We start from the raw sequence: 15,280 nt of genomic DNA on the forward strand, positions 1-15,280 counted from the left end.
TGTAACATGACCTTTAGTCCCGTGCAAGTAAGCCTATTCGCGAAAAAAATGCAAATCGCACGAACGGCGGACCGTCGTGCGATTCATGCCTTCGAACGCTTCGTCTCCTCGAGATTGCGCCGGCAAAGCCCGAGCAGGTCCCGCTTCATGCCGCGCTGCGGCACGGTGATCCGCACGGCCGGCTGACCGCGCCTCCGCAGCGCCGCGCGCAGCAAGCGGGCGTCGCCGATCTCGCTCGCGATGATCTCGTCGGGACGCGACAGCGTCTTGTACCGCTCCATCAGGAAGCGGTCGCATGCGGCCGCCCCCTCCTCCCCGCGCGACCAGGGGATGCATTCGAGACGGTGCAGCATCCCTTCGTGCAGCTGTGCGACGCAGACGTCGGTTTCGCCGAAATAGACGGCCTCCTGCGTGCCGTCGGTCTCCGTATCGACGATCTGCCGCTCCGGCGTGCGTTCGAGGATCCGGATATGACGCAGCATATGCTCCGCCTTCTCGAAGGCGAGCCGCTCCGCGTACGCTTCCATCTGGCCGTACATCGCGCCGACGAGCCGCTCGCCGCCGCCGGCCAGCAGCCTGGCTGCCGCACGCGCCGTCTCCCGGTATTCCTCGTGCGAGATATGGCCGGCGCAGACGCCGCTGCACTTGCCGAGGTGATACTCGAGACACGCCCGCTTGGGCAGCGTGACGCAGGTGCGGAGCTTGTAATGCTCCGTCACGAAGGCGATAACCGCCTCGCGGAACCGGCTGCTGACGAACGGGCCGAACCGTTCGGCGGGCGGTTCTTCAGCAGCGGAAGGCGGCTCCTGACGCTTAATCGGCTGCACCGTGCCGTCCCGCGCCTCCGCGCCTGCCGCCGTCTCTGCGTGTGCGAGGCCAAGCCCGCCGGTCTCCGATGCGACGCCAAGCCTCCGCGCGAATGCCGCCTCGCCGGTCTCCTCGCGCACCGCGCGCCGATCGCGATAATGCGCGATCAGTCTCGGCAAAGGCTCCCGGGTCAGCTGCAAGTAGGCGTATCCGCTGTTGTCCTTTTTCAGCGCGCGATTGTATGGAGGCTTGTGGATCTTAATGAGATTGTTCTCCAGGACCAGGCTCTCGTGCTCGTTGTTCACGACGATGAAGCCGATCTCGGCGATCTCCGCCGTCAGGGCGGGAATCCGCCTGCGCTTGTCGGCGCCGTTGAAGTAGGCGCGCAGCCTGTCCCGGATGCACTTGGACTTGCCGACGTACAGAACCCGGCCTTCGTTATTCTTCATGATGTATACGCCCGGCTGCTCCGGGTATCTGGCGGGTTCGAATAAGAATGCGGGCAATTTCGTTTCCTCCCGAACATACATTCTATCTATTAGTCTAGCAAGTCGGACGGTTTAACGCAATTACGTAAAATTCCCGATTATTTCCTTAAAAGAGTGAACCGAATGTCCCATTCGCTTGTCTATATGCCGAGGTGATCAGTCGTGGACAAAGAAGGCCTGGCTCACCGGGTCAACCCGGACCCGGCCATGTTGGGGGAGTTAATGGACCGGTACGGACAGGACGTATGGAACTACGCCTACTTCCTCGTCAAGCATCGCGCGATGGCCGACGATATCGCCCAAGATACATTTATACAGGCGTATCGCCATTTCTCCGGATTCCGGCAAGAAGCATCGGTAAAAACTTGGCTGCTGCGGATCGCGCGCAACGTCAGCTTCAACTACCGCAACGCCGCTTTTTTCCGCAAAGCGCTGCTGATGGACATCGTATCGCCGAAACGCCCTGGACGGTCCGCCGAGCAGGATTATCTGGAGCGAGAGGCCGCGAGCGAGATTTGGCGGTGCGTGCTGGACCTGCCCGTGAAGCTTCGGGAAACGCTGGTTCTGCATGCCAAATACGAGCTGTCCGTCGCGGAAATCGCCGACCTGCAGCGGATTCCGGAAGGCACCGTCAAGTCGAGATTGTTCGCCGCAAGGCGTCGAATGGCGTTTCTATTAAAGGAGGACGGCGAAGATGACCGATCTTAACGATCCGAAGTGGTACGATCAGTTAAAAGGCGAGCCGCTGCGTGAACGCAATTTTACGGATACGCTTGCCGCACGCATTAAGGAAGGGGCGAATTTGCCCGAAAGCCGCGGCCCGACTTATAGGCGCTTAGCTGGTGCGGTTCTCGCTGCCGCGGTCGTGGCGGCTACCACTATCTTCTATGAGGGCCTCTCTGATGCAGCGAAGCAACGCTCTGCGGAGATTGCCGGCAATCATGAGATAACCTCCCCCTTACCGGTAGGCACGCCTCTGATCGGGATCAAATTCGGTCCGGCCGACATAGAAGACGAACGAACAGAAACGGAAGCCGCCGGTTCTGTCGCTCGCCGCGACTTAACCTTGATACAACCGGACGAAGACGCCAAATTCCAGTTGTGGACGGTCCGCTACGAGGACGGATCCTATCGATTCGGTGGCGACTTTTATGTGAAGAAAGAAAGTTCGCAGGAGTGGCAACGCCAAGGTTCCTCTACATTTACAGAGGTGGCGAGCGAATCCCGTCTGAGTAACCTTGGCTTGTTTTCTCACGCCTTCAGCCACGGTGAATACACCGTGCTTGCAGGACAATTGACGGATGACGCTATCGCCTCGGCCTATTTGACGGATACGAACGACGAGCGAACGGACGCTTCCATCGCGCAAAATGCGGACGGCCGATTCTGGGTCGCGATCGTCAAGGGCAAGCCCTTGGACTTTACGCTGCAGATGGTTGATCGCGACGGCAGGCCGGTCGGGGAAGCCATCCGCTAAATACTCGATGCTTATGCCGCACCGCCCCCGCACAACCTAGTCAAGCCGCGCTGCATCCCCGCATATACATGAGTAATCATGACATGCCAATCGAGGGGGAAACGCGCCCATGTCCCATATGGAATATCAACGCCAGCTGGAGTTGGCCATCGGAGAAATCACGGAGATCGCCCAGGGCTTCGGGCTCGACTTCTACCCGATGCGTTACGAGATTTGTCCGTCCGACATCATCTATACGTTCGGGGCTTACGGCATGCCCACGCGCTTCAGCCACTGGAGCTTCGGAAAGACCTTCAATAAAATGAAGCTGCAGTACGACCTCGGTCTCAGCAAGATTTACGAACTCGTCATCAACTCAAACCCCTGCTACGCGTTCCTGCTCGACGGCAACTCGCTCATCCAGAACAAGCTGATCGTGGCGCACGTGCTCGCGCACTGCGATTTTTTCAAGAACAACGCCAGGTTCTCCACCTCCAAACGCGACATGGTCGAGAGCATGGCGGCAACGGCGGAGCGAATCAGCCAATACGAGGTCGAATACGGCAGCGAGGAAGTCGAGAAGTTCCTCGACGCGGTGCTCGCTATTCAGGAACACGTGGAGCCGGGCATCGTGCATCCTCAGGGACTCGACAAGCGCCGTTACATGGAGATGCAGCAGCGGGAACAAAAATTCGGGAGGAAGCCCGGCCCGACTTCGCGTTACGACGATATCTGGCTGCTCGACGACGAAGAGCGCGCGGAGCGGCTGCGGATTCAGGAGCACAAGCCGGAGCTTCGCAAGTTTCCGCCGGAGCCCGAGAAGGACATCCTCTGGTTCATCCAGGAATACGCGCCTTTCCTGGAGGAGTGGCAACGGGACATTCTGTCCATGCTCCGCGACGAGATGTTGTACTTCTGGCCGCAGATCGAGACCAAGATCATGAACGAGGGCTGGGCTACCTTCTGGCATCAGCGCATTATCCGCGAGCTGAACCTCGACTCCGAGGAGACGATCGAATACGCCAAGCTGAACGCCTCCGTCGTCCAGCCGTCGCGCAGCTCCCTGAACCCCTATTACCTGGGCCTCAAGATGTTCGAGGATATCGAGAAGCGGTTCGGCCGCGAGGCGATATTCGAGGTGCGCGAGCTCGATTCGGACCCTTCGTTCATCCGCAATTACTTGACGAAGGAACTGACGGAGGACCTGGACCTGTACGTGTTCGAGAAAAAGGGCGCGGACTGGACGATCACCGACAAGGAATGGGAAAACGTCCGGGATCAGCTCGTGTATTCGAGAGTGAACGGGGGATTTCCGTATTTGGTCGTGACCGACGGCGATTACCACCGCAATGGCGAGCTGTACGTCAGCCACCGGTACGAAGGCGTCGAGCTGGACGCCAAGTATACCGAGCGCACGCTGCCCTACATGGCAAGGCTCTGGGGCAAGCCGGTTCACCTCGAGACGGTCGTCGACGGCAAGCCCGTGCTGTACACCTGCGACGGCGGCAAGACGACGCGCAAAAACATTTGAAAATCGAAAAAAGGCTTCTCGCTCCACATCGAAGTGGAGCAAGAAGCCTCAGTTACGCTCGGGCCGAAACCGTATAGGTTCGGCCTTTTTCCGCCGCAATCGTCTGCTCCGGCGCCGCGTCGGCCGTCAACGGCTCGCCGGACCGGGCGCTCAGCAGCCGGATCGGCTCTTTGTAGGCGACCCGCAGCGGCCGGTCGGAAGTAGAGACGATGCGGGCCATCTCCAGCTTCCCCTGCTCCCACTGCACATCGACGGTGAAGCCGCCCCTTGCTTTAAGCCCGCTGATCTCGCCCTCCGGCCACGCGTCGGGCAAGGCCGGCAGCAGATCGATCCGATCTTCGTGCGATTGCAGCAGCATCTCGACGATACCCGCCGCGGCGCCGAAATTGCCGTCGATCTGGAACGGCGGATGCGCGACGAACAGGTTCGCGTACGCGCCGCCCCGATGGAAGTCCATGACGCCGTCGTCCTCGACCTGCACCAGCAGACGGCGCACGATATCAAGCGCGCGGTTGCCGTCTCGCAGGCGCGCCCATAACGCGATTTTCCAGCCGATGCTCCAGCCCGTGCCTCCGTCTCCCCTCAACTCCAGCGTCCGTCTCGCCGCCTCGTACAGATGCGCCTGCCTGCGCTCGCCCCATGCCGCCCCAGGAAAAAGGTCGTACAAATGCGACACATGGCGATGCTCCTCGTCCTCGTCGGCAAAATCGTAAAACCACTCCTGAATTTGCCCGCGGCTGCCGATCTTCGTCGCCGGCAGCTTCTCCAGAACCTCCCGCATCTCCGGCAGAAGGGGCTCCTCGACCCCAAGCCGTCCGGCCGCCTCGATGCAATGGGTCAGAAGCTCGCGAATGAGGCTGACGTCCATCGTGGAAGAAACGGTAAGCGCCGGCGTTCTGCCGTCGGGCAGCCGGAAGCGGTGCTCCGGAGAAGTAGAGGGATTCGTCATAAATGCGCCTTGTTCATTCGGCTGTACCCAATCGAGGCAGAACTGCGCCGCCTTTCTGAGCACCGGATAGGCTTTTTCCAGCAAAAACGCTTCATCGTTCGTGAACAAGTAATGCTCCCACAGATGCGCGGCGAGCCAGACGCCGCCCATCGGCCAATTCGCCCACAGCGGATTGCCGTCGCCATAATTGCCGGGAGGCGCGGACTGCCGCCACAAGTCCGAATTGTGATGCGCCGTCCAGCCTCTGCAGCCGTAGTGGACGCGAGCCGTCTCCTCGCCGGTGACGGACAGATCCCGGACGAATTGCAGCAGCGGCTCGTGGCATTCGCTCAGGTTCGCCGTTTCCGCCAGCCAGTAGTTCATTTGCAAGTTAATGTTGAGCGTATAATTGCAGCTCCAGATCGGCCGGATATGCCGGTTCCAGATGCCCTGCAAATTGGCCGGCTGCGTGCCCGGACGGGAGGAGGCGAGCAGCAGGTATCTGCCGTATTGCACGAACAGCGCGACGAGCTCCGGGTCCTTCGAGCCGTACTGCCGCAGCCGTTCGTCCGTCGCCATCTTTCTTGCCTCTACCGGCAAGGCGGAGCCTAGGCGGAAGCTGACGCGGCTAAACAACGGCCGGTAATCTTCCTCATGCCGGCGCTTCAACTCCGCGAACGGCCTCGCCATCGCTAGCGCCAGCTGCCGCTCCGCCAGTTCGCCCGGCGGGTAAGCCGCGCGGTCCGGCATCCGGTCAAAGCCGGCAAAGCTTGTCGCCGCCGCAAAATAAAACACGACCTCCGTCGCTTGCTCGATATGGATGCCCGTATGATCGACCCTTAGCCTTGCATCGACATCCGTCCGGCAGGCCAGCCGGCCCTCGAACGCGATCGTGCGGCTATCCGCTTCCGCCTCGTACTTGACGGGCTGCGGATCGTGCACGTAATTCGGGCTTACCTCGTACGGACAATCGCCCCGCACCGCAAAGAAGGCCTCTTCCCCCCCGCCGTCCCGCCAGGCCGTCGTCGAGCGCAGCGGGCTGTCCAGCCAGGCCTTCAAGGAGAGCTTGCCCGGCTGGCTGACGGCAATGCGGTACGCAAGCACTTGATCGGGGTGCGAGGCCAGCAGCTCCCGGGTATAGCGGACGCCGCCGATGTCGTACTCGACCGTCGCGCAGGCGTCCTCCAAGTTCAGGGAACGGCGGTAGCCGTCGGCGAAATGGCCGTGAAAGAAGCGAATATGCCAGTCGCCCAGCGGCATGTAGGCCTGCGTATATGGTCCCATCATGCCCGCTTTGCTCAGCCGCTCGGCATCCTCGTAGCGCTCCTCCAGCACGGCCCGACGTACTTCGGTGAGCGCCTGCAGCGCCCGCGGATTGTTCCAGTCGCGCGGATAGCCCGACCATAGCGTATCCTCGTTCAGACAGACGCGCTCCTGCTCGATGCCGCCGAAGACCATGCCGCCGAGCCTGCCGTTGCCGACCGGCAAAGCCTCGGTCCACGCTTCGGCGGGCCGGTTATAGATCAGCTCCATCCGATCATGCCCCCGTTCGTATTACAGTCCGTAAGCTTCGATGACCTCGGCCATCTTGACCGGCTGCCCGCTTCGCTGAACGCTTCGGGTCATCGCTTCCATGAATGCCAGCGTCTGAACGGCTTCCCGTGCGTCGGGCAGCGGCGTCTCCCCCCGATCCAGGCAATCGGCGAAATATTCGATATAGTTCTGGTACTCCCCGGCATGGTGGCTCTTATTTTCGAAACGGAAATAGTAGGGCTCCTTGTCGTCGAAGGTATGCACCTTCGGCCCCTCTCCGGCAAAATTCGTATAATAGGTCAGGTTCGAATACTCGGCGCGCGTCGAGCCTTCCGTGCCGCGAAGGACGCAGCCGATCTGCGATTGCGCATGCTGCCCCAGCGTCGGCAGCGCATAATCTCCTGCCATCGTGGCGATTTGCCCCGCTTCGTTGCGGGCGACGAAGCGCAGCGAATCCCACGCCTCAAGTCCGAACGCCTTCGTATTGGCGCTCGTCAATGCGAAGCCGGACACCTCCGACGCGTCGGGGAGGTACCACCGCACGAGATCGACCGCATGAATCATGAAGCCGTAAAACCAGCTGAAGCTCTTCTGCCTGCTCCAGCCTTTATCCAGAAACCAGCGCCCGTCCGTAATGTAATGCGCCTCCACGACCGACAGCTCGCCGTGCCTGCCGGCTTCGAAATCACGGCGCTGATGGAGCATCGGCTCGAAATAACGGGTGCTCTGCCCGATAAAGAGCTTGCGGTCCGTTTGATTCATGACGGCAAGCAGCTTTGCGGCGTCGTCAAGCGAAGGCAGCACAGGCTTCGTGCAGATCGCATGCTTGCCGGCCTCGACCGCCTGCTTGATATGCGTAAAGTGAAGCTGGTCCGGCGTATAGATCGCGATGACGTCGATCTCGGCGTTCGCAAGCATCTCCTCGTAAGAGGTCGTCCAGTTATGAAAATCGAATTCCTGCGCCCGTTGACGGCACAGCGCTTCGTTCAAATCGCAAACTTGCGCCAGCTCCCACCGCTCGCTTTGCAGCGCGGCCGACATAATGCTGCGGCCTTCGCCCAGGCCGATGACGCCCATCCGGTATTTCTTTTTCATCGCGATCTTCTCCTTCTCGTTGGTTGCCGCTAGCTTTTCAAAAACAGCTCGATGACCGGAATCGCCGCCTTCGGCTTCTTGACCGGAAGCTGCAGCGTCAGCATGTTGGCCGGACGCCCCTCGTCGAACGCGCCCGCCTCGATCGTCAGCTTCTTCTCGCCTTCCGCCATGCGGATCTCCGAAGCGTCGTCCAGCAGCTGGGCGTACTCGACAAGTCCCGAGAAATTCGCCAGATGAAGCTGCTTGAACGGCCACGCGAACAGATGCAGGTACAGCCGATTCGTCTTCGGGTTGTAGGTGAACCTGCAATCCTCCGGGCACGTCGGTAGATGGGGCGGCGCAGCCGTGCAGCCGTGAATGGCGCGCGCGTGCTTCCTCATCCAGACGCCGATCTCCTCCAGCCGCTCTACGGCCCGCTCGTCCAACTCGCCGCGGGCGTTGGGGCCGACGTTCAGCAGAAAGTTGCCTCCCTTGCTCACCGTGTCGATCAGCATGCGCAGGATTTGCTCCGCGCTCTTCCAGGATTCCTCGTCCCGGTAATACCCCCAAGAACCGCTGAACGTGTGACAAGCCTCCCACAGCACGGGCTTTCCGTCGATCTTGATCCACTCCCGCGGCTGATACTGCTCCGGCGTCGTGATGTCTCCCGGCACGCCCAGCCGATCGTTAATCAGCGTATTCGGCTGAAGCGAACGGACCATGTCCACGAATCGCTCGCTTTGCCATTCGTCCTTGCCTTTTCCCGGGAAGCCTTCTTCCTGCGGAATCGAGAAATCGAGGAACAACACGTCGATGTCGCCATACTCCGTCAACAGCTCCCTTGTCTGGCCGTGCATATAGTCGACATAGTTCTGCCAGTTCCGCTGCGCATCCCGCGCGACGTATTCCTGGTCGTAGCGCATCGGATGCTTGACGTCCACCGTATAGTCGGGATGGTGCCAATCCAGCAGCGAATAGTACAGACCGGTGCGAATGCCTTCCGCGCGGAACGCCTCCAGCATCGGCCGCAGCAGATCCTTGCCGCAAGACGTATTGGTCGCCTTGTAGTCGGTCAATTTGGAATCCCACAGGCAGAAGCCCTCGTGGTGCTTGGCCGTCACCACCATATATTTCATCCCGGCATCGCCCGCCAGCTTCGCCCATTTCGCCGGATCGTACAGATCGGGATCGAAATGCCGGAAATATTTCTCGTAGGCCTCGTTGCTCATAAACTCCCGTGATCGCATCCATTCGTGGCGCGCCCCCAGCGCGTACAAGCCCCAGTGAATGTACAAGCCGAACCGGGCTTCCGTGAACCACTCGCTGCGCGGATCGTGGGCCATCGAGACTGACTGCTTTCGAGCCGTTGTTTCGCCCGATCGTGAGCTGTCCTGCGTCACTTTTTTCGCGCCTCCTCTTAACCTGGATTCAACCTTTGACCGAACCGGCCGTCATGCCGGAGATGATGAACCGCTGGCCGAGCAAATAAATGACGATGACCGGCAGCGTCGTCAGCACGATGTCCGCCGACACGAGGTTCCAGTTGACCTGGAAGCGGCCGAAGAAATTGTATACGGCCAGCGTCATCGGCCATTTTTCCGAATGGTTCAGAAAGTACAGCGGATGGATAAAGTCGCTCCACGCGCCCATAAAGTTCAATATCGCCACCGTCACCAGCACCGGCGTCAGCAGCGGCAGGACGACCGTGAGGAACAGGCGGATCGGCGAGCAGCCGTCGACGATTCCCGCTTCGTCCAGCTCGCGAGGGACGCCGCCGACGAAGCCGTAGATCAGGAACACGCTGAACGGAATGCTGGACGCCGCGAGCATAAGAACGATGCCGAACTGCGTATTGACCAGATGCGTCCACTGCATCACCTTCATCAAGGTGACGAAGTTGGTCGGCATCGCGATGCCCATGATCAAATAAAAGTACGTCGCCTTGTTCAGCCTCGTTCGGTTGCGCGACAAGACGTAGGCGGCCAGCGAAGCGAGCAGAATGCTGCCGACGGTCGCCCCGCAGGCGTACAGCAGACTGTTGAAAAACGACTGGATCAGCTTCCCGTCCTTGATCACGACCGAATAGTTCGACCACTGGAACGCCTTCGGCAGCGACATATTCATGCCGTTCGCTTCGGCCTTTGTCTTCATGGAGTTGACGGCGACGAGCAGCAGCGGAATAAACATCATGGCGCTCAGTATCCAGGCAAACGCATTGCGGAGCGCGGGCAATAGGGCCCTGTTCATCATCGTTCGTCCCCCTCCCTCGACATCAGGCGTACGACGAAGTAGCCGAGCGCCGTCATGACGACGAACAGGACGGAGGACAGCGCCGTGCCCATACCGTAGTTACCGTTGGAAAACTCTTTGAAAATCGCCGTATACATGACGTCCGTCGCGTATCCCGGTCCTCCGTTCGTCAATACGTAGACCGCCTCGAACACCTTCAGGCCGTGCAGCAAGTTCAGCACCGTCGTAACGACAAGCGCCGGAACGAGGAGCGGAATCGTAATGCGCCGCAGCTTCTGCCAGAAGTTCGCGCCGTCGATGGCAGCGGCCTCGTAATAGGTTTTGTCGATCGATTGGAGGCCGGCCAGCAGAATGATCATAATGTAGCCGACGCCTTTCCAGACGTCCACGGCAATGATCGACTTGAAAGCCCAGCTCAGGTCGGTCAGCCACTTCTGCGCCATAAAATCGAGGCCGATCGCCCGCAGCGATTCGTTCAACAGCCCCGTGGCCGGATTCAAAATCGATTTGAAGATCAGTCCGACGACGAGCATCGGGAGGATGGAGGGCATGAACAGCATGACGCGGTGAAGCCCCTTCGCCCGGATGCCGTCGTTCAGCATGATCGCGAAGAGCAAGCCGAGCGCCGTCTTGAGCACGACCGTGCTGACGGTGAACACGAGCGTATTTTCGATGTAGCTCAGATATTTCGCGTCTCCGGAGAAGATTTTCGCCAGATTGTCGAAGCCGATGTAACGAATCTCGTCCGAGTAGCTGTTCCAGTCGGTGAACGAGTAGTAAATGCCCATAAGACCCGGTACGACGAAAAATACCGAATAGACGACCAAGGCCGCGATGCCGAAATAAAACGGATACATGGCGCGATTCATCGCAATTCCCCTCACTTCCCCTTAGAATAAAAATTGGCAACGGCCGTTTCCGCAGCCATTGCCAACCCCGATTCCTGCCGGTCCGGCGACTATTTCCAGTTCGGATCCTTGGCCACCTTGGCCATGTCCGCGCGGCGCTGGTCGATGCTTTTGAGCACGTCGATCGGCTGAATGGCGCCCGACAGCATCGAGACGATATCTTTGCCGATGTCCATCCATTGCGGGTTCACGTAGTTGACGTAGTCTTGAATGTCCGTCCCGCGCTCCGGATAGCTGCTGAACAGCTTTTGCTGCTCTTCGGTATATTTGTTCTTCAGGTCCGGGAAATTCAAGTTGGAGATCGTCGGATCGTTGTCGAGCATGAACTGCAGGTTTTCCTGCTTCGTCAGGAAGTTGAAGTACTGCTTCGCCTCGTCGATGTGCTTCGAGCCGGAATAAATAAACTTGCTCGGGCCGCCCGGATTGATGTAGTATATCTGGTTGTCCGTCAGCGGGATCGGGAAGAAGCCGATGTCTTCGACTTTATACTCCGGATATTGTCCCGCAAGCTCCGTCGCGACGCTCTGCGCCACGAGACTCATCCCGAATTCGCCGCTGCCCAGCTTGGCGACCGTATCGGAGCCGGTGTCGGAAAGCGTGTTGTCGCCGAAGAAGCCTAGATCATACATTTCTTTCAGCTGCGTCATGGAATCCAGCATCGCCTTGCTATCCACGAACTTCTTTTTGTTCTGGTTCAGATCGTCGTACAGATTCGGCTCGAGCTTGTCGTAGTTCGGTCCGGGCTCGGCGAACCACAGCACATGGTGCCATCCGTCGGCGATCGGCTCGTAGATCGGCGTGACGCCGTCTTTCTGAATTTTCAATGCCGCGTTTTTGAATTCCTCGTACGTTTTCGGAATTTCCAGGCCCAGCTTGCTGAACAGTTTTTTGTTATACGCGACCACGAAGCTGCTGTACGTGTCCCAGATCGTAAGCGCATACACTTTGCCGTTTGCGGTTAGCTGCTCGACGGACAATGGATCTTCGCGCTTCACCCATTCCTGGTCGCTAAGGTCGACGGCGTTTTTCTCGACGTTGTAGTTCATCGTGATCTCGCTGTAGCCGCTTTGTCCGCCGAAAATGTCCGGGCCTTCGCCGGCGTTCAGCTTCGTTTTCAGCACGTTGAAATATTGGTCGGAAGGCACGATCTGATAATCGATTTTAATGCCCGTTTCCTCTTCGAACTTTTTCGCCAGCTCCATTTCCGAATCCTTGATCCAGCCTTGGCTCGCCATATATGTCAGCGTCACGTTCTTTTTGCCGCCGCCCTGCGCGGAAGTTCCGCTTGCCCCGGCGGACGGAGAAGCGCTGCCGCCGCTCGCTTCCTTGTCGTTATTGCTGCCGCAGCCGGCCAGTACGACCGACATCGCGACGGATACGGAAAGCAAGGTCATCGTCCACTTTTTCATCCGAAAAGTCCCCCCTTGTTTGGCTTAAGGCTTGTTCATTCATCGATGATACTTTAAGTATACTGAGCTGCGTTTTTTCCTCCATAGAATAATCGGTTCAAAACTTGTCTGTATTTAACCGCTTACATTTCGATGAGGTTAGGCTATAATTTAATTGCGCTTGGCCCAGTATGGAAGCTTAGGAGTACGAGAGCATGTTTAAAAGCATGAAAACGGCTTTGTTCCTGACGTATTCCGCCATTATCCTGATCGTGTTCGCGACGCTCGTTCTTTTCTTCAATTCCTGGTCGACCCGTCAACTGCGGGGACAGGCCATGAGCACGCTCGAAAGCTTCGGCGTTTCGATCCAGGACCAGCTCGACCAGCAGATCGAGCAGTTGAACCGGGTTTCCCTGAACGTGATGTACTCCAATCTGGTCAAGGCGCGCTTCGCCAGTTATATGGCCGGCGGCAACGGGCAAGACGGCAATGGGCAAGACGGCGGCTCTCCGGACGGGAGAGGCACGGCCCAAGCGATGCCGACGCACGATTCCGGTACGGATTCTGCCGCACAGCAGCGTATTCGGCAGAACGACGACGCCAAGGTGCTCACGGACGCGCTGACCGCCATTATCGGGCCTTCCCGGCTGGTCGAGCAAATCTACTTATATTCCTTCAACGGCCGATATTACGGAACCGGCTTCGACAACCGGGAACAAAGCTATCGACCGGAGGAAACGCCGTTTATCGAGCGGCTGATGCAGGGGCAGCCCGGCAAGCTCGTCTCCGATCCGAAGCTGGATCTGCAGTTGTCCAAATATTATTCTTCCGCGGACGGAAGGTACTCCATCTCGCTCTACCGGCTGCTGTACGACGAATACAACGTGCCGATCGGGGCCATCGAAGTCAAGCAATACGCGTACCGCATTCTGGCAAGCGCCGCGGATTTCGAGAGCGACAATCCGTATAACGGACATATTTACATCCTTAATCGGGACGGTCGGATCATCTATCCGTTCGAGCACGACGACAAGCGGGATGAAGCGTTTCGCAGCCTGATCGACCCGTTGGGCAAGGACGCCGACGCGAACGCCAACTTTCCTTTCAACGATCCCGTCACGTCCGAGAAGCAGTTGCTGTCGTTGCACTATTCGGCGTCGACAGGGTGGTATACGATTCTGACCACTTCGGAGAGCGACCTGTTCCGGCCGCTCAAGAAATTTACGTTTCAGTTGTTCGGTACCTCCTTCGTGCTACTTGCGCTCGGCATCGGCCTCTCCTTCTATGCGGCCAACAAGATTACGTTTCCGATCTACCGGATTCGGCGCGCGGTGCGCAACTTCTCGTTCGAGCATATCGGCTCCAACATTATCGCCCAGCAGAAAATGAAAAGCGGCTTCATCGAGCTGGACGAGCTGCACGACGCGTTCCAGCGCATGAGCGAGCGGCTGAAGCAATCGCTGGACCATCTGCTGCTGGCCGAAGCGCAGAGCCTGCAATCGCAGCTCAACGCCCTGCAGACGCAGATGAATCCGCACTTTTTGTACAATACGCTGACCAATCTTCAAGAAATGGCCGAACAGCGCATGAACGAGCCGCTGATCGCGACGATCGAGCATATGTCCGACGGCTTGCGGTACATCACCTCGAAGGAACGGCAGGTACCGCTGCGGGACGAGTTGACGCACACGATGAATTATTTGGAAATCAATAAGGTGCGGTTCGGAGACCGATTGACTTACCGGGTTGCGGTGCCGGAGGAAATGATGGCGCAGATGGTGCCCAAGCTGGCCGTGCAGCCGTTGGCCGAAAACAGCATTAAATTCGGCATGTCCCACGCGCCGCCCTGGCGGATCGATATCATCGGCACAATGACCGACGCCGGCTGGCAGATCGAAGTGAGGGATGACGGCGGCGGCTTCGAGCCGGACAAGCTCGCGCAACTCCATGCCAGACTGGCCTCGCTGGAGCAGGCAAGCAGCCTCCCGGCGTTGGAGCTGAACGGCATGGGCCTGCTCAACATTTATTTAAGATTGAAGCTGATATACGGCGAGAGCAAAATCTTCGAAATCCGTAACCTTCCGGAGGGCGGTGCGTCCGTACGCATCGGAGGGCTGCTGCACAAGGAGTGATTCGGCATGCAGGACATTCAGTATTCGACGGTAATCGCGGAGGACGAGGATCTGATCCGCAGCGGCCTGATCCGCAAAATCGAGCAAAGCCGCCAAAGCTTCTCTATCGTCGGCGAAGCCGCGCACGGCCAGGAAGCGTGGGAGCTGGTCAGGCGGCTGCAGCCGCAAGTGCTCGTCACGGACATTCGCATGCCCGTGATGGACGGGCTCAAGCTGATCGAAGAAGTGCATAAATATTATCCGCACACTGCGGTCATCATCGCCAGCGGATACGCCGATTTCGAATATGCCCGGCAGGCGATGAAATTTAACGTCAAGCACTATTTGCTGAAGCCGGTCAAGCTGCAGGACCTGACGGACGTGCTGGACGACGTCCGGGCGCAGCTGTCGAAGGAGCCCATCATCGAAGTGAACGACATCGAGAAAACGGTGCAGCGAATCCAACAGTATTTGCGGGAGCATTTTCACGAGGAGATCAGCCTGGAGCAGCTCTCGAAGCAGTTCAGCTTCTCGTCCGCGTATTTAAGTAAAATATTTCTCAAGCACGTCGGCGAAGCGCCTTCGAAGTACATCGCCACGCTTCGGATCAACGAAGCGAAGCGCCTGCTCAAGCAGCGCAAGGACCTGCCCGTCAAGGCGGTCGGCGAGCAAGTCGGCTATGCCGATCCGTTTTATTTCAGTCGCATCTTCAAGCAGGCGACCGGCATGACGCCGCGCGAATTCCAGAAGTGAACGCGGCGAAGCGGCGTCAGCCGGGTACGGACTTCGCAGTCCGCGCTTGCGAC

At 58.8% G+C, this 15,280-nt stretch carries 12 protein-coding genes; 5 read left to right on the plus strand and 7 right to left on the minus strand.

Going from position 1 to position 15,280, the window contains the following annotated elements; genetic code table 11:
- Window positions 1-83 precede the first annotated feature (83 nt).
- Window positions 84-1,313 (minus strand): GIY-YIG nuclease family protein, encoded by a 1,230-nt coding sequence (locus tag BM235_RS03935; protein ID WP_090109650.1) that lies wholly within the window; start codon window positions 1,311-1,313, stop codon window positions 84-86.
- A gap of 144 nt (window positions 1,314-1,457) precedes the next feature.
- On the opposite strand from BM235_RS03935, the gene BM235_RS03940 reads away from it, so the two are divergent.
- The 3 genes from BM235_RS03940 to BM235_RS03950 all read left to right on the plus strand — a co-directional run bounded on the left by BM235_RS03940 (window position 1,458) and on the right by BM235_RS03950 (window position 4,282).
- Window positions 1,458-2,003 carry an RNA polymerase sigma factor gene (locus tag BM235_RS03940; protein WP_255374047.1) on the plus strand — a complete coding sequence of 182 codons (546 nt, stop codon included), beginning with the start codon at window positions 1,458-1,460 and terminating at the stop codon, window positions 2,001-2,003.
- A complete protein-coding gene (locus BM235_RS03945; RefSeq protein ID WP_090109652.1) occupies window positions 1,990-2,772 on the plus strand; it encodes a hypothetical protein in 783 nt (260 codons plus the stop codon). The genes BM235_RS03940 and BM235_RS03945 overlap by 14 nt, the downstream gene beginning before the upstream one ends.
- Window positions 2,773-2,881: 109 nt before the next feature.
- Window positions 2,882-4,282: a SpoVR family protein gene (locus BM235_RS03950; protein ID WP_090109654.1), complete on the plus strand. Its 1,401-nt coding sequence runs from the start codon at window positions 2,882-2,884 to the stop codon at window positions 4,280-4,282.
- 52 nt (window positions 4,283-4,334) lie between these two features.
- Here BM235_RS03950 and BM235_RS03955 read toward each other — a convergent pair whose 3' ends face one another.
- From BM235_RS03955 to BM235_RS03980, 6 genes are all read right to left on the minus strand, one after another.
- A complete protein-coding gene (locus BM235_RS03955) occupies window positions 4,335-6,743 on the minus strand; it encodes a glycoside hydrolase family 95 protein (protein ID WP_090109656.1) in 2,409 nt (802 codons plus the stop codon).
- Between the two features lie 21 nt (window positions 6,744-6,764).
- Window positions 6,765-7,838, minus strand: a complete 1,074-nt coding sequence (locus tag BM235_RS03960; RefSeq protein ID WP_090109658.1) for a Gfo/Idh/MocA family protein — start codon at window positions 7,836-7,838, stop codon at window positions 6,765-6,767.
- A 29-nt stretch (window positions 7,839-7,867) separates the two neighbouring features.
- Window positions 7,868-9,217 carry an alpha-L-fucosidase gene (locus BM235_RS03965; RefSeq protein ID WP_255374048.1) on the minus strand — a complete coding sequence of 450 codons (1,350 nt, stop codon included), beginning with the start codon at window positions 9,215-9,217 and terminating at the stop codon, window positions 7,868-7,870.
- A 28-nt stretch (window positions 9,218-9,245) separates the two neighbouring features.
- On the minus strand, window positions 9,246-10,067 hold the full coding sequence (locus BM235_RS03970; protein WP_090109662.1) for a carbohydrate ABC transporter permease: 822 nt from the start codon (window positions 10,065-10,067) through the stop codon (window positions 9,246-9,248).
- Window positions 10,064-10,936, minus strand: coding sequence for a carbohydrate ABC transporter permease (locus tag BM235_RS03975; protein ID WP_090109664.1), 873 nt, complete (start codon window positions 10,934-10,936; stop codon window positions 10,064-10,066). Before BM235_RS03975 ends, BM235_RS03970 begins: the two co-directional genes overlap by 4 nt.
- Before the next feature lie 89 nt (window positions 10,937-11,025).
- Window positions 11,026-12,384 (minus strand): ABC transporter substrate-binding protein, encoded by a 1,359-nt coding sequence (locus BM235_RS03980; protein WP_090109666.1) that lies wholly within the window; start codon window positions 12,382-12,384, stop codon window positions 11,026-11,028.
- 194 nt (window positions 12,385-12,578) lie between these two features.
- On the opposite strand from BM235_RS03980, the gene BM235_RS03985 reads away from it, so the two are divergent.
- Window positions 12,579-14,495, plus strand: coding sequence for a sensor histidine kinase (locus BM235_RS03985; protein ID WP_090109667.1), 1,917 nt, complete (start codon window positions 12,579-12,581; stop codon window positions 14,493-14,495).
- A 6-nt stretch (window positions 14,496-14,501) separates the two neighbouring features.
- Window positions 14,502-15,227 (plus strand): response regulator transcription factor, encoded by a 726-nt coding sequence (locus BM235_RS03990; RefSeq protein ID WP_090109670.1) that lies wholly within the window; start codon window positions 14,502-14,504, stop codon window positions 15,225-15,227.
- Window positions 15,228-15,280: the final 53 nt, after the last annotated feature.

The sequence above is a fragment of the Cohnella sp. OV330 genome, assembly GCF_900112065.1.
In the GTDB taxonomy this organism is placed as follows: Bacteria; Bacillota; Bacilli; order Paenibacillales; family Paenibacillaceae; genus Cohnella.

What these genes read in the sequence shown, in the direction of transcription:
- BM235_RS03950 (WP_090109654.1), top strand. Translation starts at nt 2,882, where the DNA reads ATGTCCCATATGGAATATCAACGCCAGCTGGAGTTGGCCATCGGAGAA.
- BM235_RS03985 (WP_090109667.1), top strand. Translation starts at nt 12,579, where the DNA reads ATGTTTAAAAGCATGAAAACGGCTTTGTTCCTGACGTATTCCGCCATT.
- BM235_RS03955 (WP_090109656.1), bottom strand. Translation starts at nt 6,743, where the DNA reads ATGGAGCTGATCTATAACCGGCCCGCCGAAGCGTGGACCGAGGCTTTG.
- BM235_RS03975 (WP_090109664.1), bottom strand. Translation starts at nt 10,936, where the DNA reads ATGAATCGCGCCATGTATCCGTTTTATTTCGGCATCGCGGCCTTGGTC.
- BM235_RS03980 (WP_090109666.1), bottom strand. Translation starts at nt 12,384, where the DNA reads ATGAAAAAGTGGACGATGACCTTGCTTTCCGTATCCGTCGCGATGTCG.
- BM235_RS03990 (WP_090109670.1), top strand. Translation starts at nt 14,502, where the DNA reads ATGCAGGACATTCAGTATTCGACGGTAATCGCGGAGGACGAGGATCTG.
- BM235_RS03960 (WP_090109658.1), bottom strand. Translation starts at nt 7,838, where the DNA reads ATGAAAAAGAAATACCGGATGGGCGTCATCGGCCTGGGCGAAGGCCGC.
- BM235_RS03970 (WP_090109662.1), bottom strand. Translation starts at nt 10,067, where the DNA reads ATGATGAACAGGGCCCTATTGCCCGCGCTCCGCAATGCGTTTGCCTGG.
- BM235_RS03945 (WP_090109652.1), top strand. Translation starts at nt 1,990, where the DNA reads ATGACCGATCTTAACGATCCGAAGTGGTACGATCAGTTAAAAGGCGAG.